Here is a 25,362-nt window from a genome sequence, read left to right on the forward strand (position 1 = left end):
TGCTTTTAGTAATGAGTAAAAAATACATCGTTCCTAAGTTTTGGAGGGAGATTGAATTGAACGAAAACGAAGAGTTATTAACAGGCGGAAATGTCTCAAATGTATATCGTTTAGGAGATACGGTTCGAAGAGGATTAAAGCCCGATAGTGTTAAAATCCATACGTTACTTCAGCATTTGGAAAATCAAGGGTTTGAGTATGCACCGAAATTTCTAGGTATTGATGAAAAAGATAGAGAGATTTTATCATTTATTGAAGGAACAACCGGGAATTATCCTCCCAAAAAGTACATGTGGTCTAATAATGCTTTAAAAGCGATAGCGAAAATGCTTAGTCGCTATCATCATGCCGTGACTAATTTTCCAATCGAAGAAAGTTGGCAACCAATTGATAACACCCCTCAGCCATTTGAAGTCATATGTCACAATGATTTTGCTATCTATAACATTATTTTCAACCACGGAAAGCCCATAGGTATTATTGATTTTGATATGGCTGCTCCTGGTCCAAGACTTTGGGATATAGCCTATACTCTGTACACTTGCGTTCCTTTAAGTAGACTTTACCCTACTGAAACAGGTGAGGTAGTTTACTATGATCCCTTAAAAGATGCCGACCGTATAAAACAACGGGTTGCACTATTTTTTCAATCCTATGGTATTGAGGGTATAGGAAAAGAAATCATAAAAATGGTGTTGCTCCGATTAGAAGGATTATGCAAAACCTTAAAAAGAAAAGCCGCTGAAGGTGATACAGCATTTCAGCAAATGATCGATGAAGGACACCTTGAACATTATGAAAAGGACATTACATTTATTCGTGAACATGGAAAAGAGTGGATGTAAAAAAATTTCTTGCTCAAATAACTAGAGCTTTACCGAAATAAGGTGAGCTCTTTTTTATGCAGCAACCACTTAAAATCAAAGTAATAAGATGTTACAGTTTGAAAATCAATGAATGTAGTACCAAATTTTTCTCGCTCAATTCACCCATTCATCACTTCACTAATTATGGTTTAGTTCCAAATTATTCTATATAATTAAAACTAACTCTGAGCCTCCATTTAGGGATAAAGTGAAAATTGAGCAATACCGCAAGGGTGATAAAGTAATGAAGAAAACATATCTTATTAGTTCAGCTTTAGCACTTCTCGTCTTGCTAGGAGGGGTATTTTTGGTTAGAGGTATAGGTCAACCAAATGATATCGCTTTAAGTGACCGGTTTACAAGTAGCTTCTTACAAGAAGATATCAAAACAGATGAAGGATTTCATTTCTTTGAATCACAAAACGGGCACTATTCTATGTGGTATCCAGAGGGTTTTTATCTTCAAGATGAATCTTCTTCTTATTTAAGTAAAGAGCATAACGAAAAACTTAATTTTTTTGAAAACGAATCAGATACAAATGGGATTGAGAGGCACTTTCAAATCAGATATATAGGAGAAAGAACCTCAGGCGCAGCACAAACCCATTTACATCTCCTTCTTGATGATTCTTCTTATGAAGGAGAGCATACTGAACTAACTAACGATACCAACCAAATCTTCTATGGTTCGTCATATAAAAAAGTGGAGGGAACAGACGTTGTCACTTTATCTCCATCTGAACACGAAGCTAATCGTTACTTTGCATTGGTTGTTAATCATGATGAGACTAGATTAATATCTATTACTTATCGCTTAAACTGTCTTGAACAAGCGACTTGTAAAATTGATACAAAAAAAGAAGAAAGTTTTTTTGAAACATTTATTAATCACATTGAATTCCGTTAGAAGGTGAAAAAGATGGAGTTTACACCAGAAAATAATGAATCCATAGAAAAAAGAAAAGCAGCCGAACGGCGACTTTTCTTCTTCCCCATTAATCAAATGACCGATTAATTTCTCCTGTTGGTTCGTAAATACGAAAGCTACCTTTGTTTCCACCTTCACTTAAAAAAATATGAAGCTTCCCATTATCTATATAAGCATTTTCTTCTGGATGTTGTGCCATAGAACGTTCAAATCTTCCTATCTCAGTTCTTAGAACGATGTCTCCACTTTCTTCTTCTATAACAACTAGATGAGAAAGTTCACCGTACTCTCCATCGGGTTTAACAATCACATATAAAAAACCATTGTCATAAAGCAATTGTTGTTTTATATACCCTTCACTCCCAATGCGCCAACGTTCTTGATCTAAACTTTTTTCTAATGCAACAATGTCTCCATTCGTATAATCCGTATTGCTACTGTAGAATATGGTTTCTTCTGCTACAACCGGTTCTTCACGCGCAAAAAAACGTCCATCTAACTCAACTGAATCTTTCTTGTTTTGAGTCGTTAAATCATAGAGCTCTAGCTTAAATGTATCGGCAAAGTTTTCGCTAAAGATGTAAAGTGTATCGTCCATTACAAACGGTTGTTCTCCGCCCCCTGAAGAATAAGAATTTGGCTCGTTAATTCGCCATTCTTCCTCACCAGTGTCTTTATTTAATGCGACAACATCTGAATCAAACGTTTCAAACATCAACAAGTTATCAACTTCTAAGAAATTGGAATGGGTACTAAATTCAATCTCCCATAACTGCTCGGTAGTCTCAAGATCGTAAACCTTTAACATCTGTTCAAAGTTAATAGCCAACAATGAATCAAAGATAAAAATGTTAGTAGGGATGGCTGCCCCATCTTCTTCCGTTCGGTATGCATATGTACGTTGTGTTTCTCCAGTCCATATATCTACTGCTGCAATCTCTCCTTCCATATTATTCGTATAAAGCAAATTATTACGATATTTGAGGTAACCATTAGTGTGAAAATAGGTATCCTGCCAAACGGTATCACCTTCATTTATGTCATAAAGGTAAGCACCTTTACCGAATTCACTTGTTAGCAATTCATTATCTCCATAGTAAACGACATTATCAATGCCTCCTTCTTGAGAAATGGTCTTTGCATAATTATCATCAATATCGTCAAAATCAATTAGCTCAACATCATCAAAATGCACGAGAACTTCTGAAGATGTAGGCTGGTTTAAAGACTCTTCATCTTCGTCAATATCTTCCCCATCTTCTTCAACATCCGAATCAAAATCTCTTCTTTCTGGTAAGCCTTCGGTACTTCCTACTTGTTCCTCTGTCAGTTCTTCTGAATCAGTTGAATCAGAAGAAGCGTTTTCATCATTGCTACAAGCTATTAAAAGCGTTAAAGTCATTGATGCAACTATTACTACTTTCAGTGCTTTTTGCAAAATAAATTCCTCCTTCATGCGATAAAATTTTAAAATTATGTTTTAGGACCAATGGTTCTTTACCCTATTTGAGAAATTTTTATGTTCACTTTTTGGTCACACTGGGAAATCATCATTTATTTTATTAAATAAGATTGTACTACCTTAGGAATTAACTAATGTTTCGATAGAAAATGGATATGATAAATTTCTTTAAGTACCATTTCAGCCTCAAGCTGCTGCATGCCTATTGATTTGTCTTTAGCAATAGATTTTAAAATGTGTGCGAATTCTTTTTTACGATAGTTCATATCAAAAGCCAGAATACTCGTCCATGTAAGCACATTGGGATCAGTATGAGTCATTAAACTATCAATCATCTGTTTAGCCATTAATGGATCACTTTGTATTTTTTTCATCATGTTTCTTAAACGATCAGCTGCTTTATTGCTTTTTGTAAAATCACCTCTTTCCTGTGAATCGCTATACGTTCTAGCCAGCGATATATAATCTAGTAATGCTTTTTCATTCTTCATTGTCATACCCCCCTTTCTTTCATATAATATGAGTTTTACATTAATCTTCTACTTAATATGAATATGAACAGCCCATTTTCAAGCATAGTTCGCTTAGTAATTTATCAATTTCGCTCCTAGCGACAGAATTCCACTAGATTTTCATTCAATTAAGAAAAAATATGTTACTATGAAACCATTCAACATTCCGAATTGAGGTGATTTAAAATCGATACTATAAGCATTATAGCTTTCGCCATAGCTGCAGGTGCTGTTGCAATGTCTGCTTTTACTATGTCTAGCATTGCAAAGCGAGATCAAAACATTGAAAATCTACAAAAAAGAGTAGCTGAACTCGAGAAAAAATAAAGCTTTTTTTTAAGGCTTTTTTCTTTTGGTCTCATTGACCTTCTAACTCTTACCAGGTGGATAAGCAGTCGTAGATTTGATCATACCTTTGTGCAGGAGGTGATTTAAAAATGTCAACAAAACGAAAAGCACTCATCATTTTTGCAGTAGGCTTATCCATTGGCATCTTAGGTTATCAGTTATTTATGAACGTGCTTTTACCGAAGATGATGTAGCTATGCAGGCGCTGTAAGTAGTCATTCGCTTATTTGATTGGGAACCTTTGCTCGTTTTTAACGTAAATACTGTTAAAAGTGAGGTGGTATGAATGTCTGATTTCAAATGTACCGAATGCGGTAGTACGAAAGAAAAAACAGGAAAACTCTCTGGTTACGCCAGAATCACTCGGTTTCTAGCTAGTTCCAACCTTATTGCCACATTCTGTGGTAATTGCGGACATGTAGATTCATTTAAAGTAGAGAAACCAAGAAGGTTTTAGATCCTTTTTGCCATTAAAACATGCGGTGCTATCAAATTCTCTTATATTGACTCAATAATTATAAAAATCCCAATTCTACTCCATTTTCCACTCATTAATTATAGTCTAATTCCAAATTTTCCTATATAATTGAAGACTAACACTAACTCTCTTTCTAAGTTGGAGAGAGATAAAAGCTTTGAACGAATTAATACCGATAACAACTTTTGTTTATTTGTATCACGAAAGTGAGTTTTGTATATTGAATACTAACACTTTACCTAATTTCGTAACAAAGAATTAATCACAAGGGTTGATAAAGCAATGAAGAAGGCATTTATTATATCCGCTTTAGCACTCCTCATCATTTTAGGAGGGATATTTTTGGTTAGAGGTATGGGGCAACAAGGCGATATAGCATTAAAAGACAATTTCACAAGCAGCTTCATCCAAGAGGACATCGATACAAGTGAAGGCTTTCATTTTTTTAGGTCTGGAAACGGACAGTATACATTATGGTTTCCAAAAAACTTTTATCTAGAAAAAGAACCCCCCCTTTACATTAGTAAGGACAACCATGAGTTGATGAATTTTTTTGAATCCAGCTATACTGATAGTGGATTGGAAAGATCCTTCCAAATAAGGTATCAAGGCATGAGTGATCAAGAATCATCTGATATCACACTAAAAAGATTATTAGATGATTTTGCTTTTGAAAGAAACTATGAAGAATTGATCACAGAAAATACAAATATATTTTTCGGTCCTTCCAATATTACAATGGATGGAAAAGAAGCTGTTATCTCTAATCCAGATTAAAGTCATGCTAATCGATACTTTGCCCTTGTACAAAATAAAGAGAGCACACAGTTCTTGTCCGTTATATTTCGCATTAACTGTATAGATGAATCTAGAGGAAGTTGCGAAATAAATGATTCAGAAGAAAGAAGTTTTTTTGAAACATTTATTAAACACATCTCATTTAATTAGACTGTACGTTATTCTAGAATTATTACAGATTATAAAGGTGGGAGTCATTTTGAAAAAAGTCATCGTTATTTCCGCCGTAGCGCTTTTACTTGTAGTAGGAGGAATACTTATGACACGAGCAATGAATCAACCAAATGATATCGCTTTAAGTGACCGCTTTACAAGCAGCTTCTTACAAGAAGATATCAAAACAGATGAAGGATTTCATTTCTTTGAATCACAAAACGGGCACTATTCTATGTGGTTTCCAGCAAACTTTTATCTTGAAAGTGAACCCACCTCGTATATAACAAAAGACCACTATGAGCTATTGAACTTTTATGAAGACGGCGCAGATTCGAACGGCATTGAACGCCACATACAAATGAGATATTCTGGGGAACTAAATCCTCAATTAATAGATACTGATTTAAATTTGCTTCTTGATGAATTTGCTTTCAACGACGAATATACTGAAATAAATTACGACTCAAATAAAATCTATTACGGTTCATCTCATAAAGAATTGGATGGTACAAAAGTTATTACATCTTCCCCATCTGAACATGAAGCAAACCAACATTTTGCGTTAGTCGTAAATAAAGAAGAAACAAAATCTGTGACCGTCTCTTACCGATTAAATTGCATCGGTCAAACGACATGTGAAATAGTAACTGAAAAAGAGAAAACTTTCTTCGAGACACTTATTAATCAGATTAAATTCCGTTAGAAGGTGAAGAAGATGGAGTTTACACTAGAACTACGAAATGACTTGACAAGGTTACAATATGAAAATGGAGAAATATTCTCTAAAGATACCGTACAAGAATTGCTTTTTAAACATGAGATTACCGACATCAATCCAGAGGACATAAGCATTTATAATAGTAATAGCAAAGATTTCTTTGGTGAACAAGGCAGTCCTTCTGGTTTTGACGGCGCCGCTATTCATGTTTATAACAAAGATGATAAAATCAATGAAATCTACTACATAGCTCGTGGAACTGAGCTTAGTCAGACAGAAGACATTATTTATAATGCAATTGGCGTAACTGCCGGTGCCTCTAATGACCAAATTTTAGATGCAACGAGATTCTATGAACATGTCGAAAAAAAATTATCGGAAAAGCTTCCAAATGAAGAAAGATCTACGTTAGAACGGTTTGGAGATGGACACTCTCTGGGGGGACATATCATTGTAAGCCTGGCTCTAATCAACAAAGAATTCAGTAATGTTAGAGGATTAAATGATGCACCAGTTAACCTGAAACAAATGGCAAATATTGATGCGGATTTTAACAGATTTCTAATTTCACAAGCTGAAACATCTAATATCGAAAAATTACCCGATGATCAACTAGAACTTCACGCCCGTGAGTTTTACGCCGACGAGGCTCAGAACATCACACATGTTCGCGTCAAAGGAGAACCGCTCTACCCTCAACTAATTCCTAATACATTTTACGCAGGAAACAAGATTCAATATGTGGGAGATATGAATACACCAGAATTCCCAAACCTTTTTGAGGCTGATAGTGGAAATCGAGGGATTTTCCACAACCTGTTCATGCCTGGCAAACCCATCTTTGACAAGTTTGTCTATAATCAATCTTTAAACGCCGCAATGAATTTTCTTGGATACGTTGGCAAAAATAATTCGGTAGGCGACGTTCATAACAAGCTTGTCGAATCAAAAAGTCAAGCAGTTGGTATTTATAATGGCTTACCTCCAAATCAACGAATCCAGTTAGGTATCGGTACAGGTGCGGCCATGGTCGTCGGTGGCTTCGGAGTACTTTCCAATAGTGCATTCGTTAACAAGGCTTGGGACATTTATTCGGCTAGAGAGCAATTCGATTTGCACAGCATTTCTACTCTTATTGAACAGTACAAGACGGGTGAAATAACTACTTATCATCTTGAACCAGGAACAAGTACACATATTCTTGTTAACCAAGATATCTTGTATAGTGCCCTTCTTTCGTTAGAAACGGCTTTAGAGGAAAAGCGCGAAGCTGTGCAGGAGCTTCTTTCTTATCGTGAATGGGAAGTACCAGAACTTGCTTTTGAATACCGTGAAAAATTGAACGGCTTCATGAGCAACAAAGAAGCCAATTGGGCAGCTTTCCTCAGTGAAGCTGGGCATAGTTATAGCAAAAATGCACTTTATAAACCAACTGGCGTGACGTTTAGGCGTGAATTTGACCCTTTAAGTCATCAAGTAGATGAAAACTTAGATCATATGATTGAACTATATCAACAAGATAGTAGAGAACTTGAAAGCATAATAGAATCCTATAAAGCAACAATAGATGTGTTATTTGATACTGATGTTGCATTAGCTGCAAGAATTCGATAAGGAGGTATACATGATGCTCGACTGGCTAAATCCAAATGTAGGTACACATACATTCTCTTTTGATGAATCCAGTTTTGAAGAAAACGTCCATACTAAACTTAGCCGTATTCGAGATAAGATGGATACCACTTCAGCTCGATTAAAACATACGGAAACCATACTTGCAGACCAAGATGGTGAATTTGTTAAAAGTTTGCTTGAGCGTCTAAATGATTTAGTAACAGCAAGTGAAGTAAAAAATGTAAGTATAAACACAGCAAGCCTGTTGCATTCAGCAACTTTTACAGACAACATTGCCGATTACCATAAGCAAAAATATGATATTCACACAGAGTTGGATCAAGAGGCATTAAAGCTTACCTTGAAATAACAACCGATTCGTATACAAGCATCTTGAGCTTGTATCTTTTTTAGAGGTTGGGTATACATTTTGTTCATACTGCAAAATAAATCTTCTTACTCTTTATCACTGTAATATACTAAAAAAAAACCATTATAGGTGGGATTAATTTTTTTCTCTGCCGTAATATAAATGGTATTCGCAACCCTTAAAATACAGCCCAAGTGATTTAACACATATGATGAAGCTATTGCGTCTGCAAAAAAAGCTAAATGCTATGCTTTTACGAGAAGTTGATGTTTTTTATCATTGGACTGTAAAAGAAGAACAAAACCTACCTTTTTAGGGTTTTTCTTATCTAATGAAACTTCTTCTAATTAACTGCGTATAGCTTAATGAGGTGATTAAAAATGAGAACCAACTTATACTACCTGGCAGGTACATTATTTTTGTTACTCGGAGGAATAATGTTTTTATCCAGCTCCAGTTCATTTCTCCAATTCATCTATCTTATTTCTGGCATATGCTTTATGAGCACTGCAATAGTTCAACAGAAGAAGAGTAAAGAAAAAAGAAGGAAATAAACTTTTTAATTAGCACTTAACTCTCACAATTGTTAATAATTGAAGAAGGTGGCATAAATATGAAAAAGAACCTTCTTTTAGGTCTAGGTGTTTTTACAGTCATTCTTAGTGTTATAACTCTATTTTCAGCTTCAACTTTTTCCTTATTAAACAACAATGTTCTTCTAATTACAATAATCGGTTTAGGAATTTCAGGTACGATCCTTTCTCTTTCCAGTCTCAAAACCCATGAATCCTAATTACAAAGGGTAAAGCTTTAAGCTTGTGAAATCTCCGTCATCTCTAATTCAAAGGGTTAAATTTATTTATAACGGGAATATCACAGGTCATTGATTGGGTGATTATATGCTAACTCTCACTGAAATTTTTCTGATCAAAAGAGACTTAGATTTCTTAAAAGAAATGAAAAGTTGAATTGATTACTCCACACGTTCAGTTAATTTAAGGTTAGATGAACAAATTGCTGAACTTGATTTACTTTGAAATAACAACCTCGAACAGCATCAGGTACCGGTCTAAGGCGGTGCCTTTTTTATGTTGATTAATTTTTACCGGGTTTTCTTCCCTACAGTTTATGGATACTCGGGTTTCACCTTACTAATTTTCTTATTTCAGCTTACGATTGCTTTAGCTATTAAAAAACCAGAATTTTCAATAATATTAAGGTGCAATGACCTCTCAATAAAGGTTTGCAGTTCATTTTTGAATAAAAATCAAAGACTTACCATTACTGAAAAAGTCTAATGTGACAGCACTTACGAGCCTTTTTTAAAAAAGTTAATGTGCACCACCAATCTATTACCTTACCATTTCTGTATCAGGGGTTTTATGCGGATTTCACTTTTCCGTAAAGCCCATGAGTATAGGATTGTTGGTGTCACTCGCCCCTGTTCGAACTCATTCAATCCGTCTATTTGTAATTAGTTTGTTAGCAATTTGGTTTGCAAGTAAGGTAGCACATTACCACTGTAGAGAGATCCGTCCTCTTACGTTCGAGCGTACCAAGATACCTAGCTAAATTAGACTTTTTTTAACTTTAATAAGATTTGAGACAAAACAGCTAAAACAGGTAATTCTATTAGTGGTCCGATAATTAATGCCAAAGCTATTAGTGGTTGTTCCGGGAAAGCAGTTAATACGATGGCTAACGCAACCGGTGAATTTCTGGCGATAATTGTCATGTTCAAACTAACAGTATCTTCGTAACTATAATTAAACCATCTACCAATCAATTGAGCAAAAATAAAATTTATCACATAAAATGTTAATAGTGGCAACAACATCAACATAATAACTTCAAGGTTATTTATGAGATAAGAACCTTGTGAAGCAAACATAGCCACAATAGCAAAAGACAAAAAAATAATTTGTGACGAAGAAAAAAAAGGAACAATCTTCTTTTCCAGTTCGTCACGTTTTTTATTAAATAAATATCGAGTCAGGTTTGCTAAGAAAAATGGGGTCAATAAGACTAACACAACACTCTCAAGTATGCTAGATACGCCAACAGTTTCCATAGCCCCTGCAAATAAGAGTAAATACAATGGTAGGAACATAACTTGTAAAATTAAATTTATAGGTAGTACAGATGTTGAGAGTGAAAGATTTCCCTTTGCAATGGATGTGAAAATTAGATACCAATCTGTACACGGTGTTACTAGCAACAAAATAAACCCTAACCACAATGCAGGGTGTTCAGTTAAAAAGATAGCCCCTAAACCCCATGCTAATATCGGTGTCCAGATAAAATTCAGAATAACATTTGTGCTTAGAAAGTTTATATTTTTGAATGCATTCTTTAAACCATCTAAAGGTATTGTTAAAAACAAACCATACAACATGACAAATAAGAACGGCAAAATAAATAGGTGCGCATATTGCTCAATAATTGTAATCTGCCCCACTAGCAAACCTAAACCTACAGCGGTTAGAATAATAAAAGACTGCATTTTTTCAATGACCTTCATTTAGAACTCTCCTTAATTAATTTAGGAGTAGTTATGCATAACGTACTGTTTCCTTTAATGTACATGATTGTTTCAATATGTGCATTATGGATATTGACTTTGAATTTAGAAAGAAGGAACTAAAATGATTCAAGAGGAATGGCAAGCCATTAAAAATAATAACAAATGTTATGACGGTTATTTTTATTATGCACTTACTACCACAAAAACCATCTGTCGCCCTTCATGTACATCAAGAACACCAAATCCAAAGCATGTACGGATTTTTAAAGAGGTAAGTGATGCACTCAAAGTAGGGTTTAGACCATGCAACAGATGTAAACCTAATTTAATGCAATGGAGAGGGTACAAGGAAGAAATTTCAAATCAAACGAAATTATATATCGAAACACACTTTAAAGAAAAGTATAGTTTAAAAAATATGTCAGATACGTTAAAAAAAAATCCTCACTACATTCAGAGGTGCTTTAAAGAAATTAACGGCATAACTCCTTTAAATTACCTACATAAGCTTCGAGTAAATGAAGCAAAGCAGTTATTGTCACAAAATTACTTATCAATAATCGAAATTGCATTAGAAGTTGGATATAATGACAGCACACAATTCTCAGTTCGATTTAAAGAACATACGGGCGTAACTCCTACTATGTTTAGAGATACTCAATAAAAAAAGGCTTATATGAATTCATACAAGTCATGCTGAAACTTCCTATAGAAACCAAGCATACCATAGTGGTCCTTTAGTTGTTTTCAATTCCAATGCTGTGCAATTTGACTCTGGTAAAAATCTTACGTGGTCTTCTACGTCTCCATAAGTAGCCTCGTCAATATTATTTGTGAAACCAGCCGTATCAAAGCAATCTGGAGTACTATATAAATTTAAAGTGTAATCCACAACTACACGTTCGTCTGAAGACGCACCATGGTTAATTGGAATAACGAAACCAAGGAGAATAATAAATATACTGGCAAAAACACCTAGAGTCCATCTATATCTTTTCATTTTACTTTCTCCTCTGCATAAGTAATAGCATTGTAATTAAGACAAAAGCTGTTAAAGCTAAGAACGGGATGGTTACAAAGCCAAACCAATTTATATATTGCGCATTACACGGAGCGCCTTCTGTACAAGGAGTAATAGGTGCAAAGTTAGGTACCTTTTGTATGACGTAGTGATAAGCTGACACAAAAATACCTGTTATAGACAACGGAAGGACATACTTTTTTATCTTTGTATCTTGGTTGTAAGCTGCAATTCCTAAAAAGATAGCTATAGGATACATTAGGATGCGTTGATACCAGCACATTTTACACGGTACAAACCCTCTAATCTCGCTAAAATAAAGACTTCCTAGAGTAGCTATTAACGCAACCACCCAAGCAAAATAAAGCAATATAACACTCTTCTGTTTCTTCCTCATTAGTTATTCTCCATTTCAATTAATTCGACAAGCGCATTGTAATCAAACGGGTTATTCATTTTATAGTTATTAATCATAATGGTCGGTGTTTGAGAAACTTCAAATGCCTCAATCAAATTAATATCCGTTTCTATCTCATCCATGAATGCCCTAGCTTGCAAGTGGCTTTCTAACTGCTCCAGATTAATGGTAGATTCTATGGAATTTGCTATTTCTAAAAGCCTTTCCTCTGTTACCCATAGGTCATCATGTTGTTGAGTCTCAGGTTGACTTTGATAAATCTCCTTATGAAAATCCCAAAACGAATCAGGGTTATTTTGCCAAACTGACTCGCTGGCTTGAGCCGCTAATAACGACTCTTCACCATGAAAAGGTGTATTAATATGCACAAATTTAACTACGCCATTATCTATATACTCTTCTTTTAATTGCGGAAAGACTGTTTCATCCCACGACTTACAAGAAGGACATTTATAATCACCAAATTCAATAACAACTACTGGGGCTCCTGCTTTCTCTAAGTATGGCTGACCGTCAATTGCTGGTGTTTCATCAAACTCTCTAGCTACTTCTTCGTCAACATTAGAAGAATTGTTTATAACAACCCAAATAACGACAATGATTGCTACTACTAACGTAAGGACAACAAGTAATTTATTTCGCACGATTCATAAACTCTCCTCATCATTGGACTGTTTTTATCATATCTTCTTTAATTTCTGTTAAATTAGTAGACATTCCATCGTAAAAACGTATAACATTCCCTTTCTCATCTATTAAAAAGAACCTTGTACTATGAACAAAATCATTTTCCACTTGTTGAACTGGAGACCTAAATGATTCTAAAGCAAACTCTGTTATCTCCTCTAAATCATACCCTGTAAGAAAACTCCAATAGTCATCGTTTGAGCCGATGTTTGTTGTATATTGTTTTAATCGTTCTACTGTATCATTTTCAGGATCAACCGTGAACGATACAAATTTCATGTTTAATCCTTCTTCAATTGCCGTGTCTTGTAACTCCTTCATATTTGGTGTCATAACGGGACATACAGTTGGGCAGTTTGTAAAGACCATATCCGCAAGCCCATATTCCCCTTTTAAATCAACCAGTGACACAGTTTCATTATTCTGATTTACATATTCAAATTCAGTTATAGACATATTTGCTTCCGTTGCATCGAATTCACTAGTAGCTTTAGTACCTATCTCGTAAATCCATGAGCATGATGCAGCAACAATGCTGATAAAATAAAGACAGATCCTTTTTTTATGTATTTCATGTGTAGTCTCCTTAAATCATTCAATTGTTTTTTATGAGAACTTCCGTAATCTTTTCTGCATCTTCTGTGACGCCATATAATAGAGCTGATCCTCTTTTTGATTGCCAACTTAATCCCACGTAATAAAGACCTTTTACAGTTGAAATACCTAATTGATGGACTGGTTGACCCTGTTCATCTATTGCTTCCTTAATATTAATCCATGAATAATCATTACGGTAACCTGTTGCCCAAATTAGAGCTTTAAACTGTTTTCTAAATGTGTTTTGGAAGTATGCGTTTTTATTTGATACTCTCGTTAGCCTCGGTAACAGTGTTCCTTTTCTTTTAATTACGCTAATGTCATTTCCTATTAAAGGATCATTATCTTTTAACCTTTTACCTATAAAAGAATTTGGAGAGGCGTTCAATATTTTGAATTGATCTAACCACCAAAACAAACTATTTCCTAGGATTGTCTTTGGTAAGCGCTTTAACTTCTTACTCCTAGAAAGATATGCATGATGCTTTAGGCTTTTACTAAGTTCGGCAGCTATTTGAATTCCTGTATTGCCTCCCCCAACAATTAAAACATCACCTTCCGGAATCTGATCAGGATTCTTATAGTCAGCAGAGTGAATCATAAATGGAATAGATGAATCATGAATAGCTGGTATAAAAGGGGTATAAAAAGCTCCCGTGGCAACAATGACATTCTTTGCTGTATACTTCCTATTTTCAGTGCAAAGAGTAAACATTTGATCATCATTTTTTGAAAGATTTATGACTTTTTCATTAACCTTAATAGGGAGGTTGTATTTGTCTTGAAATTTACTTAAATAATCAGCCACTTCATCTCTAGAAGGAAATTCCTTTTCATCACCTTGGTAAAGATCGTTAAATAGATGACTATAATTTTTAGGTGTAAAGAGTTTAAGAGAGTCATATCTTTTTTTCCACGACCAACCCGCTTCCTCGTTTTCGTCAAGTATTAGAAAGGGCGAATTTTTAATCTGAAGCGCTCGCCCCACAGCTAAACCAGCTTGACCAGCACCAATCACAATGGTTTGATAAGCATTCATAATATCCCTCCTAGAAAAAAGCGCTCATAAGTAATGAACGCTATTAAAAATAAAGCTCTACTTATTTATTTCTTAATTCTTAATAATCGAAGGCTATTCAAGGTCACTAATAATGTAGCTCCCATGTCTGAGAGTATTGCGATCCATAAAGTCAGCCAACCAGGGATGACTAGAAGCAAAGCAATTGCTTTTAAGCCTAAGGATAAAGCAATATTTTGTTTAATGATGTTTAGAGCTCTTCGACTTAATGAAATGGTATATGGTAATTTCTCTAATTCATCTCCCATCAAAGCGACGTCTGCTGTTTCCAAAGCAGTATCCGTTCCAGCACTACCCATAGCAATTCCTACATTTGATGATGCGAGAGCTGGTGCATCGTTTACTCCGTCACCAACCATTGCTACGCTACCATATTGAGCATTTACCTCTTTAATTGCAGACAATTTTTCATCAGGTAATAATTCTGCTTTCACCAGATCTATGCCAAGTTTTTCACCGATTGCGTCCCCTGTCCGCTGATCGTCACCAGTAAGCATCACCGTGTGCTTAATACCTATCTCCTTTAAAGATTGTAAGACACGAACACTTTGTTCTCTCAATTCGTCTGCAACAGCTAACAACGAAAGAATATTGTTTTCATTACCAACAAGCATGATCGTATTGCCTTTATTTTGTAAACTGTTTAAGACTGTTTTAAAGTCTTCAGAGAAGACAAGCTGTAAATCTTCTTCAAATAGATGACGGTTACCAATCCAATAGGTTGAATAATCAATTGTCGCCTTAATTCCTTTCCCCATCATGGAAGAAAAATTAGTAATCTCTAATTGCTTGTAATCAAGACTTTTGTTATCGGCATTTTGAAGAATTGCACCAGCAAGAGGATGCTGGGAATAAGCTTCAATGGCTGCGACAATGGTTAACATTTGATCGTCGGTAAAGTTAGAGTAATTAATAAATTCGGTGACAACAGGCTCTCCTTTAGTTAGCGTGCCTGTTTTATCAAAAGCAACAGCATTTAATCTTCCCATTTCTTCTAGATAAACCCCGCCTTTAATAAGAACACCTTGTTTTGCGGCATTACCAATCGCCGTGACAATGGCTACAGGGGTTGAAATAACTAAAGCACATGGACACCCAACGACGAGAACAGCTAACCCTTGATAAATCCAAGCTTCCCAACCTGCACCAAACAGTAATGGAGGAATAATGGCTACTAATAGAGCAATTACCATAATTACTGGAGTATAATATCTTGCAAATCGATCAATAAAGCTTTGAGAGGGAGCTTTTTCTGCCTGTGATTCTTCTACTAAATGAATAATTTTTTGTAGTGTTGTATCTTTTACTAATTTAGTTACCTCTATTTCTAGGTAACCCTCTGTATTTAATGTTCCCGCATAAACAATGTCTCCGGCGTTCTTCTCGACAGGAATTGATTCCCCAGTAATAGCACTTTGATTAATTGATGAATGTCCAGTCGTTACCTTTCCATCCATTGCAAGCTTTTCACCTGGCTTCACAATTAAGCAATCACCGATCACAACATCTTTTACTGACAGAGTGAATTCTTCTCCATCACGACGAATACGGGCTTTGCGTGGTGCAATATTCATTAATGCTTTTATACTTTGTCGCGCTTTGTCCATCGAGAAACGTTCAAGCTGTTCACTTATAGCAAATAAAATGACGACAATTGCACCTTCTGACCACTCACCAATAATTGCTGCACCAATCACAGCAACTGTCATAAGTGTCTTCATATCGAACTGCGCACGTAACAGGTTGTTAAATCCTGTTTTAAACAGTGAATAACCACCAATAACAATTGATAGTAGGTATGCTCCAAACGAATAAACATGTTCTTCTCCAAATTGCCATTGATTTATTAAACCGACAATGAAAAAGACCATAGCAATGAGGACATTTTGATATTTTTTTATAAAAGTAAAAGATGGCTGGTCATTACCTTCTTCAGCGTCATCTTCTAGTGATCTTACTTTTAAATTCTCAAACGCTCCTGCTTTTTCAAGTTCATTTATTGATGCAGTTCCTTTTACAGTAATTTTAGATGCTAGGAAATTAACCTCAGCATTGGTGACACCCGGAATACGCTTTACATTTTTTTCAAACGTTCCTGCACAACCTGCACACGAAAAGCCCTCCACACGGTAAATGTTTTCTTGCTCATTTTTTTCCATACCTTACTCCTGACTGTGAGTCATTGCCATAGTGATTAGCGTTGTTACATGCGGATCATCCAATGAATAGAAAACCAATTTTCCTTCTTTTCTACTTTTCGCTAGACGTAGATTACGCAAATGTCTTAAATGGTGAGAGGCAGTAGCTTTTGTAACGCCAATAATATTCGCGATATCACAGACGCATAACTCATTTTCTTGGGTTAATGTATACGCAACCTTTAATCGTGTTTCATCAGATAAAGCTTTAAACATATCTGCCACATTCGTAAATTTTTGCTTTTCAAGGCGAGCGGATATACGGTTTACCTTCGTTTCATCAAAACAAAAAACTTCGCATGTATCTTTTTTCTCAGTTAACAACAGAACCACCTCAGTCTTACAATATTATGATCATTTGATTATTATATTATATGAACCGATTATAGTGTATGTCAAATCGAAGTAATTAAAAGTGAGGAATGAATAGTTAGAAGTTTAGAAAAGAAAATCAAAAGTGTATCGGTAGCAAATTACGAAGTTAATTACTTCGGAAGCATTCTAAACTGAACTGAGGTGTTCTACTTGATTATTCTATAGCATTCTATATGTTTGCTTTTGCCAGTAAAGCTACAGTTTCTGTATAGTTAACACCATATTGCACCGATTTAACGTAATAAAGGTTTGCATTTTCTTTTTGATTAAAGAAAAAGAATCTCTCATTCTTAAAAAAGCCTAATGTGACAGCACTTACGAGCCTGTTAAAAATAGCAAATTACTGAGCACCACCATTCTAATACCTTACCATTTCTGTATCAGAGGTTTTGCACAGGCTTTACTTTTCCGTAAAGCCCATGAGTATAGGATTGTTGGTGTCACTCGCCCCTGTTCGAACTCATTCAATCCGTCTATTTGTAATTAGTTTGTTAGCAATTTGGTTTGCAAATTAGTTAGCACCGTAAAAGAAATAGAGACATTCATATCAAGGAACTTTTTTATATTTTGTTACCAATGCTAAGTGCTCTATAGATCGGTTCATTTTTCAGGAATTACCTTGACCGAATAACTCTTTGACTATGTGGATATTCTAGTAATAAAAAATGAATTGGAGAATGATCATGTCTGAACACGTCGAAATAATCATTCGCTCTTTTTTAGCATTTTCGATTCTACTAGTGGGAGCTCGTTTACTTGGTAAGCAAACAATCTCTCAAATGAACGTTCTTGATTTTATTATTGCCATTTCAATTGGGGCTATCACGGCTAATTTATCTTTCAATTTATCAGTAAAAATTCATCATTCCATATTAGCTTTTAGTATTTTCGTAACAGTTAGTATATTAACTTCATACATTTCTTTAAAGTCATATCGTGCAAGAAATTGGATTACAGGAAACCCTACTGTGGTCATTGAAAACGGAAAGATACTCGAAAAGAATATGCGAAAGGCAAGATACAATCTAAATGAGTTAAATCAGCTTTTAAGAGAGCGCGAAATTTTTAATATCGAAGAAGTTCTCTACGCGATTGTAGAGACCAATGGAAAGATGAATGTATTAAAAAAACCGGAATATCAAGGTGTAACTAAGCAAGATATTAAGGCTCCTTTAATAAAAAATCGATTACCCATAGAATTAATTATGGATGGAAAAATATTAGACAAAAATTTAACAGACAACCATATTCAAGAAAAATGGCTATTGAGAGAACTAAATAAGAGAAACCTTAAACAAACGGATGTGTTTTACGCGGTCATTTCAGCTACAAATAAACTATTCATCAACACTTATCATAACCAAGTGCAACAACCTGCTAATGTAGAGTGAATTTTTTCTAATACTGTTATTAATTTATGACGGGAAAGTGAGAGTATTATGGGTCATTGACTGGGTGATTATATGCTAACTCCCACTGAATCTTTTCTAATCAAAAGAGACTTATCAAAAGAGACTTATATTTTTTAAGAGAAATGATAAGTCGAATTGATCAGTCCTCGTGTTCAGTTAATTTAAGTTTAGATGAACAAATTGCTGAACTTTGATACTTCTCTCCCCTGTTCAATCTCTTTAATTCCACCTAGTTGTTATAAGTTTGTTATCAATTTGGATTGCAAATAAGCCATTGTCATTAATACATAGCAGCCCAGCCCCTCACAATAAAACCAATAATAGAATTTATATAGAATAGAAAGAGCATATAATATAAGTACTAAGGTTTTATAAAGCATATTTTAGTCATGAACATACTTCATAAACATCGTAATTTAATAAATTATATTGGAGTAATTAATTGTTTTCATCAGAATTCCTAAGGTAAGTTACAAAATACCCAGAACTCTGTATCTTTAATCAAAATATCTTTAGCCAACTCCTTATCAATACGGATCTCAGATTTAAACCACTGTTGTAATGACTCATGAATGTTACCGCGAAAATTTTTTGTTCTAACTTCTATTTTAGATTCGTATTAATTAGTTAGGGAAAAAAGGAGGGGTAAGTTTGGAAATGAAAATATTTTTATTAAAAAAACTGTATACTGAAAATTTCAAGCATGCTTTAAACAGTTGGGAAAAGCAAGTAAAAGAAGAAGACATTGATTTAAAATCTTCAACAATTGAAATTACATTCAATGATGGATCACCAGACCCAATAACATGGAATATGCCTATTATCCCTGATTTACAACTGCCCGATCACTTGGGAGGGAATGAAATAAATGAGAACTTAAAAAAACTAAACAATAATATCTTAGATGTTGTAGAAAAAATATCTAAGAATAAAGGAAAAAATTAAAACAGAGCTGCTGTGCAGCTCTGTTCGTTACTGATTTAAAAAATATAGAAACCACACAGCATGGTTTTGTTCATCTTTAGCCGCTCTTTCAAATGTTGCTTTTAAATCTGGATATTGGCTTATACGATCAGCAACACTTAAATATTCATCAACAGTCGCTTGTTCATCCATAAAAGCGCTCTCTACTCCAGCACGATATTGATTAGGACAGTTGTTGACCTGAGACACATTAGGCTGTTGACCAAAAATATCTTGATAAAAATTTAGAAACGCATTGTAGTGCCTAATTTCATCTTGGCGGATCTCAAGAATCTTGTTTTTAATTTGGTCGTTCGGAGCAATTTGTGCTAATTGCTCATAACAAACAATAGCATTGTGTTCACCGTTTATTGCTTTAGTTAGTGCTGCATTAAGCTGTTGGCTCGTTAGTTCCATTTCTCTGTGATGAGTAAAATGATGAGTAAAGATATATGGCAGTAATTCTGAGACGCCGTCTTGATTTTGCTGCATTTGTTGATATTGATAAGGGTACTGCTGTCCATAAGGGTATTGGTATTGAGTATACTGCGGTGCTTGATAATACTGCTGTGGATATCCATAAGGGGCATACCCTTGATATGGATATCCATATGAGTAACGATCGTTTTCTATTTGATTGTTTTCCATTAATATTCCTCCGTTCTTAAAAGTACACTCTAGCCTATGCAAAAGAAATAAAGATGTGTATTTTTATGGTTCCTTCACCTTTTTAGATTATTTTCATATTGTGGATTAGGATTAAAATGCCCAGGAGGAAAATATGAGCGAAAATTCTTCTTTAAAAAGAAATGTAGTTTTTATTGTTGCGATTATTTTGTTCGGAATATTTAGCCTAGGTTCTAATAGAACAAGAGAATCGGAACGTACAGCCGGAAGTGGTCAAATTCTATCAACATAATTAGGTAGGTGAATGTTTTGACAAGAGAATACAATCATTTTGATGGTCTATTTAAAAAATATAGTTTATCCCCCCAGCAAATTGCTGTAGTGACAGGTATTTTATTAGATGCACTGATCGTGCAGGCAGTGTTAGTAGATAATGATCAGCGAGTTGAGATAATACTAGAGGGCGATTTATCGGATAGTGGTAAAGTAAACACTGTTGTTAAAGATATATATAATATGAAATTTGGAGAAGTATTCGATCATTTCGGTAGAAATGATAAAGGATAGGAGCTTATAAGACTCATGTTATCTGAAATTGATACTTTAGCCATCTCCTCAAGAATATTAGCCTTAATAGGCGGAATCCTTATCGTTATTGCGTCCTTTATATCGCTTAAGGTTGAATTAAGCCGAATTGATGTTGGTATTTTTTAAGCATTTTTTTGCACGTCAAAAGTATATTTAATCCATACCTACCCTAACAGGTAGGTTTTTTAGTGAATTGAATTAACCAAAAATGAGCGTAATTTAATGAAAGCAATATTACCACCATCCTCTTCATGTATAAATGTAATTTTAATTGCAAAGGCAAAAAGGCTACATGAAGTTTGATCCTGTATTTTATTTGTTGCACGCCCTAATTGATTTTGTACAGGAGTCTTCTTAACGTTTCTAAATTCAGCGATAGTCGAAAGTGAGAGTCGGATTTCTATAGTTTAATGTACCAAGCTTTGTCTTTCATGGTAATCTGGCTCTCGATCTATCAAACCCAATCGATCATCCGTTTGATTCATTCTAGGCAACCATTCATAACTATCTCCGTTTTTCTCATAAAACTCATAACGAACGGTCTTTTCCTCATCCTCTAAATCAAAGAAGCCAATTCTAATATACCGACCTCCTTCATAAACACTTATATCTGCATTCTCACGAGTGACCTGCTCTTCATCCATCCACATCATAGCAGTGTCGTCATTCTTATATAAATCAATCACCTCTTCAATCTCAGCGTCATATTCACTTCCACCACAAGCTGCTAACAACAAACCTACTAAAGAAACAACACTTAACAAGCTCTTTTTCAATTTCCTCATCCTCCTTTGATTTTGGTTCATCCTAACATCTATCCACTTAAATTCTAAGAGGTTCATAGATTTTCCCAACCAATTTTCTATTGCTGTGTAAAAGTGAAGTTGGCAACCTTCCATTGGTCCTCCTCTACTATCATTTCTAACGTTAGTATGGTCATTGCTACACTTGATAGATCATTCACTTCAATTCGATTATCAAACAAAGCAACAACCTCCACACGATCATCTAGTGATTGCCCTTCATAGATACTTAGGTTTTCCACGCTAGAATGAATCTTTTCTATATCGGTATCGCCATAAATTTCCTCTAAACCCTCTGCACCGTCAAACTGTAACTGTCCCAAGGCTTCGTTTGTGGCATAACTTTCTACATCTTGCTTTGCTGGTTTGTCTTGGTAGTTAAAATAGCCATTGATAAAATCATTAGCTACTTCCTTCGCCTGTTCGTTTGTCTCAACTTCAATAACGTTTTCATTTTTAAGCTGTTCGTTTTGCTCCACCAATGTTAGATTCTCGTTTTTTAAGCTGCTGTTTTGAAAGATAAAAAATAGCATCGTTCCAAGCAACAACACAATTATCGCTTTCATTTTCTTTTGCATGTATACCGCCCTTTCTTATTAAAGTCCCAAAGTCTCTTTTGGATCGATTTTGTCTTGATGTGCTTGACCAAGTTCCGTCATATGCTCCAAGTGAAGGTGGTTGCCTGTACTTGAACCTGTTGTGCCACATTTACCTAATGCTTCTCCCTGATTTACTTCCTGACCGTTTGATACACCTATAGAAGATAAGTGCGCATAACGGGAAAACTCGTTTTCCCCATGCTGAACAGTTACATAATTGCCATAGCCTACATTGCTATGTTTTGCCTCAACAACTCTGCCATCTGCCACGCTTAAAATAGAATCTGCTGGTGTACAGCCAAAGTCGAGCCCCCCATGGAATGTATTCCTTTCTCCAGTAACGGGATGTGTTCGCCATCCAAATTCGCTTGTGATGCGTATATCTCTTAATGGCAATGCCCAATCTGCATCTCCTGCTGCGTATTCGGGTTCAGTTTTATCTAAATAACGCATGACATTATCAACGTAGTTTGGGTCTCCATAAACACTCCATCCTAAGCGCTCTCTCATATGATTGGAGAATTGTTGTGCCAGTTCTTTGCTATAGTTACCATTGTTATGTTCATTTGCGTAATCAATAAAACCGTGCCCCATGTTGTAGCTTTGTAAGGCTAATTCTGTATTACCACCAGCACTTTCTAGTACATTTGCAAAATAGCTCACACCTTGTTTAATAGATAGCTCTGGATCGGTGATTGTATTAACAGGCAGTCCAAGTGATTCAGATGATTGCATGACATCGGCTAGGCGACCACCACTTTCTTGCATGGTCATTGCCATTAAAATTTCAATATGATCTTCAATGCCATTTTCTTTCGCATAACGTTCAAAGTAACTGCGGTACCGCTCAATCTCTGGGCCTACTCCATTAAACGTATAGTCCGAATTAATATCACTTTCGATTTCAGAATGGGCATCATTCCCTGTTGTGTTGCTTTCTCCTGTAATAACCATGACAACGCCCATTAGAATCAATGCCACAAACATAAATGGAATGGTCACTAGAACTAAACCACATCCTAGCTTTTTCATGTCGTCCTCCCTTCACGACAAAAAGGAACGTCTATTTAGACGCTCCCTTTGCTCTACGTGTATGCCGATCTTCTTCTTTTTCAATTGCTTCTAAATCTCTTTTTTCATTGTACTGTGCGGTTCTGGTAAGTTCTGTATTCGGTTGATCATGGCGTTCATTGACCCTTTTAGTTGGTTGAACTCCTTGTTTTTCTTTGTTTTGAATCCATTGAGGTTCGTTTTGTGAAGGTTTTTGTTCCATTCGATTATTAGCAGAATTTATACCTTTTGTGTGACGTAATTGATTGTCTCTCTCTGATTTATCTACCGAACGCAACGCTCGATGATCGTCTAAGTACGTCACATCACCTTGTTTGATAGACGGACGATACGATGGTTCCTGATGTTCACGTGGCTGTGGTTGTTTCGTTCGTTCGTGTTCTCTTTGATTGATTTCTTGTCTTGGCGCATGCCGTTCATCTTTTTGATAAGCCGTAACTGGGCTTAAATCTTCTGTTGGTTGCTTCTGTTCTTTTTGCTCTTGTTTAGACGCTTGTTTTTCCGCTTTCTTCTTCCGCTTCTCTGCTTTCTTTTCTTCACGTTTTTGTTGGGGCGTCCGTTCAGTACGCTTTATTTGGTCATTGTGTGCGACAGCCGAAGACGGGCTTTCTAGTTTCCCATCAGTTTGTGGTGTTCGTGCTTCTGCTAATTGAGCAGTGTTTCGACCTTCTTTCACACTCGTACGATCACTTTTAGGTGGTGCTTGATGCTCGGTTTGTTGAATAGGCGATTCCCGTAAACCTGCCGGGCGTGGTTTTATTGCGTTAACAGCCGGATTGACCATTTCATTCCGTACTTGATTAAGCATGTTGTTATCAACCGACGTAACTTTCCCAGCTGTCACCATTTTAATTAACGCATCTCGTTTCCAGATCATTAAAAGCAAGACGGCAATTAACACAGTCAGATTGACTAAATACATCGCAAATCCTTCTGGAGGCAAGACCGCATCGACGATGAAGCAAAGCACATAGACAAACAAAACAAGGATACCAAGCATTACTTTTAAAACGAACACACTTAATAGCTTGCCGATGCTTACAAAACCTGAATATGCCAATTGAGGAATGTACGACATGATGAACGAAAATGGGATAAAAAACGCAAGCGCCAACGCGATAAGCTGCAAGAGGAAATTTAGCAATGCTAGTAGCAAGAACGGTATACCGAGCAGAATGGAACCAAATAAAGCGATTAAGGATTGCCCCATTTGTTGAAAGACATTTCCTCCACCCATGTTTTCGTTGTTATACTCGTCTATTTCACCATCTACATAGCTTTGCCTATCCTTTTCGCCATCACTCGTTAACTGAAACGACAACATGCGATCTACTCTGTTGAAATGGCTTCCGCCCGGAAAATCTTCTGGATCAGCGTGGTCATTCTCATTAATTGCGTTCTCACTTGTCGTGCCGTAATTTACAATGAGATAAGGCTTTTTCATTGCCAAATCAAAGTAGACATTTCTCATGATTGAGATGGTACCATCCATTTTGTTTTCAGGATCAATTTGACTCGTATCGGCATAAACGCCTTCACCTTCAGCCACATTAATTAATCCATTCCCCGCTTCAAGCATGTAACCTTGTGCTTCAACAGACAATGCATTTAATGACTTCATAAAGTAGCCAGCATTAAGCATCCAGTAGCCACCTACAACAAGCACCAAAAAGAATAAAACGGATCTTCTCAAAGCTTCTTGGACGCTTCCCTTTGCAATAAACAAATAGACAATGTAGCCTACCGCAAATACAAAAAGCAACTCGCCGAAGTGTTCTTTCAACGTATCATATACGGTAGTTGAAATTATTGTTAATGTATCCGCAAATTCATCAATCGGCTCTAATGAATACAATTTATCCATTGCTGTATCTACGACTAGAACAACGTTCCCAGCTAGAGAAAAAATGACATTCGTAAAGCCTACGAATGCCCCCTTAATTCGACCGTCAGCATCTTCATTGTTGGCTACGTATCTTGATATGGGAAAGCGTTTAATGGAAAGCTCAACACCCCCTTTTTCTTCTATCTTTGGTTCGGTCATATTCTCTTGGTCATTCGCAAAAACGATTGTATGAGAACCAAAAAAGAGCAGGGCAATGAGCGCTGCTCCAATACTTATCCAAATCGCTTTTTGTTTCCAGTTCATCC

General features: G+C 35.7%; 26 protein-coding genes and 1 pseudogene. 12 read left to right on the plus strand and 15 right to left on the minus strand.

All coding sequences use genetic code 11. The features are described 5' to 3' along the window. Window positions 1-56 precede the first annotated feature (56 nt). Both BK583_RS19690 and BK583_RS19695 read left to right on the plus strand, forming a co-directional pair. Window positions 57-845: an aminoglycoside phosphotransferase family protein gene (locus tag BK583_RS19690; protein ID WP_371836653.1), complete on the plus strand. Its 789-nt coding sequence runs from the start codon at window positions 57-59 to the stop codon at window positions 843-845. Window positions 846-1,110: 265 nt separating this feature from the next. Beyond that, complete coding sequence (locus BK583_RS19695) at window positions 1,111-1,773, plus strand: YvcA-related protein (RefSeq protein ID WP_139366218.1); 663 nt, start codon at window positions 1,111-1,113, stop codon at window positions 1,771-1,773. Window positions 1,774-1,861: 88 nt separating this feature from the next. Here BK583_RS19695 and BK583_RS19700 read toward each other — a convergent pair whose 3' ends face one another. Both BK583_RS19700 and BK583_RS19705 read right to left on the minus strand, forming a co-directional pair. Then, window positions 1,862-3,232, minus strand: coding sequence for an outer membrane protein assembly factor BamB family protein (locus BK583_RS19700; RefSeq protein ID WP_055736592.1), 1,371 nt, complete (start codon window positions 3,230-3,232; stop codon window positions 1,862-1,864). 155 nt (window positions 3,233-3,387) lie between these two features. After that, window positions 3,388-3,747: a hypothetical protein gene (locus BK583_RS19705; protein WP_038475902.1), complete on the minus strand. Its 360-nt coding sequence runs from the start codon at window positions 3,745-3,747 to the stop codon at window positions 3,388-3,390. Between the two features lie 1,201 nt (window positions 3,748-4,948). On the opposite strand from BK583_RS19705, the pseudogene BK583_RS19710 reads away from it, so the two are divergent. From BK583_RS19710 to BK583_RS19730, 5 genes and pseudogenes are all read left to right on the plus strand, one after another. Continuing rightward, a pseudogene (locus tag BK583_RS19710) lies at window positions 4,949-5,542 on the plus strand (YvcA-related protein). A 109-nt stretch (window positions 5,543-5,651) separates the two neighbouring features. Beyond that, complete coding sequence (locus BK583_RS19715) at window positions 5,652-6,251, plus strand: YvcA-related protein (RefSeq protein WP_124741091.1); 600 nt, start codon at window positions 5,652-5,654, stop codon at window positions 6,249-6,251. A gap of 12 nt (window positions 6,252-6,263) precedes the next feature. Next, window positions 6,264-7,880, plus strand: a complete 1,617-nt coding sequence (locus tag BK583_RS19720; RefSeq protein WP_055736589.1) for a DUF6792 domain-containing protein — start codon at window positions 6,264-6,266, stop codon at window positions 7,878-7,880. 13 nt (window positions 7,881-7,893) lie between these two features. After that, window positions 7,894-8,250: a hypothetical protein gene (locus BK583_RS19725; RefSeq protein WP_055736588.1), complete on the plus strand. Its 357-nt coding sequence runs from the start codon at window positions 7,894-7,896 to the stop codon at window positions 8,248-8,250. 613 nt (window positions 8,251-8,863) lie between these two features. Beyond that, window positions 8,864-9,043: a hypothetical protein gene (locus BK583_RS19730; RefSeq protein ID WP_055736587.1), complete on the plus strand. Its 180-nt coding sequence runs from the start codon at window positions 8,864-8,866 to the stop codon at window positions 9,041-9,043. A gap of 780 nt (window positions 9,044-9,823) precedes the next feature. On the opposite strand, the gene BK583_RS19735 is transcribed toward BK583_RS19730, so the two are convergent. Next, window positions 9,824-10,771, minus strand: a complete 948-nt coding sequence (locus BK583_RS19735) for an arsenic resistance protein (protein WP_055736586.1) — start codon at window positions 10,769-10,771, stop codon at window positions 9,824-9,826. Between the two features lie 124 nt (window positions 10,772-10,895). Between BK583_RS19735 and BK583_RS19740 the strand changes: the two genes are divergently transcribed. Beyond that, window positions 10,896-11,438 carry an Ada metal-binding domain-containing protein gene (locus tag BK583_RS19740; protein WP_055736585.1) on the plus strand — a complete coding sequence of 181 codons (543 nt, stop codon included), beginning with the start codon at window positions 10,896-10,898 and terminating at the stop codon, window positions 11,436-11,438. Between the two features lie 42 nt (window positions 11,439-11,480). Here BK583_RS19740 and BK583_RS19745 read toward each other — a convergent pair whose 3' ends face one another. From BK583_RS19745 to BK583_RS19775, 7 genes are all read right to left on the minus strand, one after another. Beyond that, on the minus strand, window positions 11,481-11,774 hold the full coding sequence (locus tag BK583_RS19745; RefSeq protein WP_055736584.1) for a hypothetical protein: 294 nt from the start codon (window positions 11,772-11,774) through the stop codon (window positions 11,481-11,483). Window position 11,775: 1 nt separating this feature from the next. Continuing rightward, window positions 11,776-12,192, minus strand: coding sequence for a disulfide oxidoreductase (locus tag BK583_RS19750; RefSeq protein WP_055736583.1), 417 nt, complete (start codon window positions 12,190-12,192; stop codon window positions 11,776-11,778). Further along, on the minus strand, window positions 12,192-12,857 hold the full coding sequence (locus BK583_RS19755) for a DsbA family protein (RefSeq protein WP_160319296.1): 666 nt from the start codon (window positions 12,855-12,857) through the stop codon (window positions 12,192-12,194). The genes BK583_RS19750 and BK583_RS19755 overlap by 1 nt, the downstream gene beginning before the upstream one ends. 19 nt (window positions 12,858-12,876) lie before the next feature. Further along, entirely contained in the window at window positions 12,877-13,356 is a 480-nt protein-coding gene (locus tag BK583_RS19760) for an SCO family protein (RefSeq protein ID WP_078440275.1), read from the minus strand. A 139-nt stretch (window positions 13,357-13,495) separates the two neighbouring features. After that, complete coding sequence (locus BK583_RS19765) at window positions 13,496-14,536, minus strand: flavin-containing monooxygenase (protein ID WP_055736580.1); 1,041 nt, start codon at window positions 14,534-14,536, stop codon at window positions 13,496-13,498. 65 nt (window positions 14,537-14,601) lie between these two features. Further along, window positions 14,602-16,734: a heavy metal translocating P-type ATPase gene (locus BK583_RS19770; protein WP_055736579.1), complete on the minus strand. Its 2,133-nt coding sequence runs from the start codon at window positions 16,732-16,734 to the stop codon at window positions 14,602-14,604. 3 nt (window positions 16,735-16,737) lie between these two features. Beyond that, entirely contained in the window at window positions 16,738-17,097 is a 360-nt protein-coding gene (locus BK583_RS19775) for an ArsR/SmtB family transcription factor (protein WP_055736578.1), read from the minus strand. A 734-nt stretch (window positions 17,098-17,831) separates the two neighbouring features. Here BK583_RS19775 and BK583_RS19780 point away from each other — a divergent pair. Beyond that, complete coding sequence (locus BK583_RS19780) at window positions 17,832-18,539, plus strand: DUF421 domain-containing protein (protein WP_055736577.1); 708 nt, start codon at window positions 17,832-17,834, stop codon at window positions 18,537-18,539. 672 nt (window positions 18,540-19,211) lie between these two features. Next, on the plus strand, window positions 19,212-19,505 hold the full coding sequence (locus tag BK583_RS19785; protein ID WP_055736576.1) for a hypothetical protein: 294 nt from the start codon (window positions 19,212-19,214) through the stop codon (window positions 19,503-19,505). 27 nt (window positions 19,506-19,532) lie between these two features. On the opposite strand, the gene BK583_RS21240 is transcribed toward BK583_RS19785, so the two are convergent. Further along, entirely contained in the window at window positions 19,533-20,171 is a 639-nt protein-coding gene (locus BK583_RS21240; protein ID WP_236702411.1) for a ferritin-like domain-containing protein, read from the minus strand. Between the two features lie 133 nt (window positions 20,172-20,304). Between BK583_RS21240 and BK583_RS20985 the strand changes: the two genes are divergently transcribed. Both BK583_RS20985 and BK583_RS19795 read left to right on the plus strand, forming a co-directional pair. Next, a complete protein-coding gene (locus BK583_RS20985) occupies window positions 20,305-20,442 on the plus strand; it encodes a hypothetical protein (protein ID WP_160319295.1) in 138 nt (45 codons plus the stop codon). Between the two features lie 8 nt (window positions 20,443-20,450). Next, the gene (locus BK583_RS19795; protein ID WP_437182836.1) at window positions 20,451-20,717 is read left to right on the plus strand and encodes a hypothetical protein; all 267 of its coding nucleotides are present in this window, start codon (window positions 20,451-20,453) and stop codon (window positions 20,715-20,717) included. A gap of 428 nt (window positions 20,718-21,145) precedes the next feature. Here the strand turns inward: BK583_RS19795 and BK583_RS19800 are convergent, their stop codons facing one another. From BK583_RS19800 to BK583_RS19815, 4 genes are all read right to left on the minus strand, one after another. Continuing rightward, on the minus strand, window positions 21,146-21,514 hold the full coding sequence (locus BK583_RS19800) for a cystatin-like fold lipoprotein (protein ID WP_055736574.1): 369 nt from the start codon (window positions 21,512-21,514) through the stop codon (window positions 21,146-21,148). A gap of 86 nt (window positions 21,515-21,600) precedes the next feature. Then, window positions 21,601-22,119 carry a YddI family membrane protein gene (locus BK583_RS19805; protein WP_055736573.1) on the minus strand — a complete coding sequence of 173 codons (519 nt, stop codon included), beginning with the start codon at window positions 22,117-22,119 and terminating at the stop codon, window positions 21,601-21,603. A gap of 18 nt (window positions 22,120-22,137) precedes the next feature. Beyond that, complete coding sequence (locus BK583_RS19810) at window positions 22,138-23,172, minus strand: lysozyme family protein (RefSeq protein WP_055736572.1); 1,035 nt, start codon at window positions 23,170-23,172, stop codon at window positions 22,138-22,140. A gap of 31 nt (window positions 23,173-23,203) precedes the next feature. Beyond that, window positions 23,204-25,360, minus strand: a complete 2,157-nt coding sequence (locus tag BK583_RS19815; protein WP_055736571.1) for a CD3337/EF1877 family mobilome membrane protein — start codon at window positions 25,358-25,360, stop codon at window positions 23,204-23,206. Between the last annotated feature and the right edge of the window lie 2 nt (window positions 25,361-25,362).

Source organism: Shouchella oshimensis (assembly GCF_002019765.1).
Lineage (GTDB): Bacteria > Bacillota > Bacilli > Bacillales > Bacillaceae_D > Shouchella > Shouchella oshimensis.